Consider the following 2,657-nt stretch of genomic DNA (forward strand, 5'->3'; position numbering starts at 1 on the left):
ATGTTTATGTTTCACTACGTCGAGCTATCCTCGATACAGTTGAAAAAAAATAGTTGACTGCTATTCTTTTTTTGATGCAGGTGTGTGTCTCTATTTCATTATGTATAGGTAGGTATATACAAAATCCCGATGCGCAGGTATTTGCAAAGCCCCCCCCGGTGCCTCGCTAAACAAGTTCGGACTGTATGTCCGTATGCCAGCACCACCCCATTCATCACAGCCACCTCCGGTGTTTGCGTCGCAAGCCCCCCGCCATGCCGGGAGAGTAACGCAAATCAAACAATTCATTTATTAATTTCTAATCAAAAATTTATTAATTATGACAACTTCTATTACAGCCGTAAACAACGGCGAACAATCGGCCAAATTAGCCGAGGCCGTGAAAAATGGAGCAAAAAGCTTATCGGGCGGATTAACAATTCCTGAAGGTATCCATGAATTTTTAACAGCAGAAAAGGGTGCCTTTGGTATCCTGAATGTTAAAGGTACAAGTTCGGGCGATTGGGCATTACCCATCGTAGCGGGCACAATGACTTTGGCCGATGGCAAAGGAAAGGAAACCTTTGAGCTATCAACAAGGCCCGGCGCTAAAAATCTGGTCATCCCTGATACCTTTTATGTTGGTATGCAAGCGAACACCAGCTATTCAATTACCATTGAAATGCGGAAAGGCAGAAAGGTAGTAACAAATGTGCAGGCGTCCGTATTCGAAGAGAACGTCATCCCTGATGACAAAGTTATCAAGGGCAAGAAGAAAGCATTGGCATTTTAAGGGAAGGGCTTCGGCCCTTTTTTTATTGAGTTTTTTACCACGTATCAGTGACTTTGTCAGCTCACGCACGAGTTCGAACAACGCTGGTGCATATCTCTCACCATTAATAATCAAATCATGCAATTACAAACAGCACAGCGCAGAAATGCAAAAATCCGGCTTGGCCTCCAGGGTCCAAGCGGTTCGGGCAAGACCATGTCCGCGTTATTAATAGCATTTGGACTGGTCGGTGACTGGACCAAAATCGCGGTCATAGATACCGAGAACAGGAGTTCCGAACTCTATTCACACCTGGGGAACTTTCAGGTGCTGCACCTCACACCGCCATTTACGCCGGAACGATACATAGAGGCAATTAACCTTTGTGAGCAGTCCGGTATTGAGGTAATCATTGCCGATAGCACGAGCCATGAATGGTCAGGCCAGGGTTGAATATTGGAAGAGCATGGAAACATGGTCGGTAACAGTTTCACAAACTGGGCAAAATTAACGCCGAGGCACCAGATTTTTATAAATACCATTCTTCAAAGCCCGGTACATGTTATCTGCACCTTAAGGTCAAAAGTTGAATACGTATTGAGCGAAAAGAATGGTAAGCAAGTACCTGAAAAAATTGGTTTGTCTGCGGTTCAGCGTGAAGGTCTCGACTATGAACTAACGCTCGTTCTTGAAATGGACGTAAAACACCATGCGGTAGCTACTAAGGATCGTACCGGATTGTATATGGACAAACCACAATTTACGCCTAACGAGGCTACCGGGCAGCAAATACTCAAATGGTGCCAGTCGGGTATCTCTAAAGAGGCTGTCACTGATATGATCAGAACCAGCGGCAGCATGCAAACACTCCGGGAGATCTTCAATACGTATCCCGAATTCCAGGTATTACTGAATGCTGAATATTCAGGACGGAGAAAGCAACTTGAACCCAACGCCAAATCAAAAACACCTGTTAAATCTTAATCCTATTACCATGAAAAGAGAACCAAAAGAAACAGCGGTATTGGTGCTGTCCGAACCGATCAAGGCCATTGAGCATATAGCCTCGACAGATAAGCCTTTTATTGAAGCCAACACCGAACCGGCTTCACTGGATGAAATAAGAAATCAGCACGTTATCCCCGTGTTTATAAAGGACAATGAGCCGGTAATAAGCCAGGCAGAATTTGTTGATGTAATGAGCGAAGTGGTTAGCCATGCCTACCGTGGCGAGGTGATCCTTCAGCCGACCATCCGGTTAAGCCATCCGATCAAAGGCCGCATACCGGAAGCAAAGCACAAGCTGGCTAAGGACCTGCTGGAAAATGAGAAAACCATCTATTATGAGCGCATGGCGTTCCTGATGGAAATCCCAACTATCAGGGACACAGTAAGCGGACAGGAATTATCCCTCACAATCGGCGGCATTAAAGCGTATAACCTGGACAACATGTACGCCCGCAAAGGAACGGATGAGCATTTTAAACTGTTCATCGGATTTCAGAACCGGGTATGCACCAATCTCTGTGTTTGGTCCGATGGGTTCGTCCGTGACCTAAAAGTAAAATCACCGAAGCAGCTGATGGACGGGATTTATCAAATGATCAACCAGTACAACCCCACGCTGCACCTGGACCAGATGAAACAATTGCCCGATTACAACCTTACCGAACAACAGTTTGCGCTCTTACTTGGCCGGGCGAGATTGTACCCCAACCTGCCCAACGGCATAAAAAAGGATGTCCCGGAATTGCTGTTTAATGATACCCAGCTTGGTGCCCTGGCAAAGGATTATTACAGGGATGAAGCCTTCAGCTGCCGTGAGGACGGTTCCGTTAACCTGTGGAATTTATATAATTTGTTTACAGGCGCTAACAAGACAAGCTACATCGACACTTTCCTTGAC

4 protein-coding genes are annotated in these 2,657 nt (G+C 45.8%); all 4 read left to right on the forward strand.

Going from position 1 to position 2,657, the window contains the following annotated elements:
- Positions 1–319 precede the first annotated feature (319 nt).
- Entirely contained in the window at positions 320–772 is a 453-nt protein-coding gene (locus QZY09_RS08675; protein ID WP_295671107.1) for a hypothetical protein, read from the forward strand.
- A 195-nt stretch (positions 773–967) separates the two neighbouring features.
- On the forward strand, positions 968–1,204 hold the full coding sequence (locus QZY09_RS08680) for a hypothetical protein (protein ID WP_295671109.1): 237 nt from the start codon (positions 968–970) through the stop codon (positions 1,202–1,204).
- A 21-nt stretch (positions 1,205–1,225) separates the two neighbouring features.
- Positions 1,226–1,735, forward strand: coding sequence for a hypothetical protein (locus QZY09_RS08685; protein WP_295671114.1), 510 nt, complete (start codon positions 1,226–1,228; stop codon positions 1,733–1,735).
- A 10-nt stretch (positions 1,736–1,745) separates the two neighbouring features.
- The coding region (locus tag QZY09_RS08690) for a DUF3871 family protein (RefSeq protein WP_295671117.1) at positions 1,746–2,657 on the forward strand (912 nt) is incomplete at its 3' end.

The sequence above is a fragment of the uncultured Mucilaginibacter sp. genome (genome assembly GCF_903913935.1).
In the GTDB taxonomy this organism is placed as follows: Bacteria; Bacteroidota; Bacteroidia; order Sphingobacteriales; family Sphingobacteriaceae; genus Mucilaginibacter.

Coding starts and splice junctions, on each gene's coding strand:
- QZY09_RS08675 (WP_295671107.1), top strand. CDS start 320: ATGACAACTTCTATTACAGCCGTAAACAACGGCGAACAATCGGCCAAA.
- QZY09_RS08680 (WP_295671109.1), top strand. CDS start 968: ATGTCCGCGTTATTAATAGCATTTGGACTGGTCGGTGACTGGACCAAA.
- QZY09_RS08685 (WP_295671114.1), top strand. CDS start 1,226: ATGGTCGGTAACAGTTTCACAAACTGGGCAAAATTAACGCCGAGGCAC.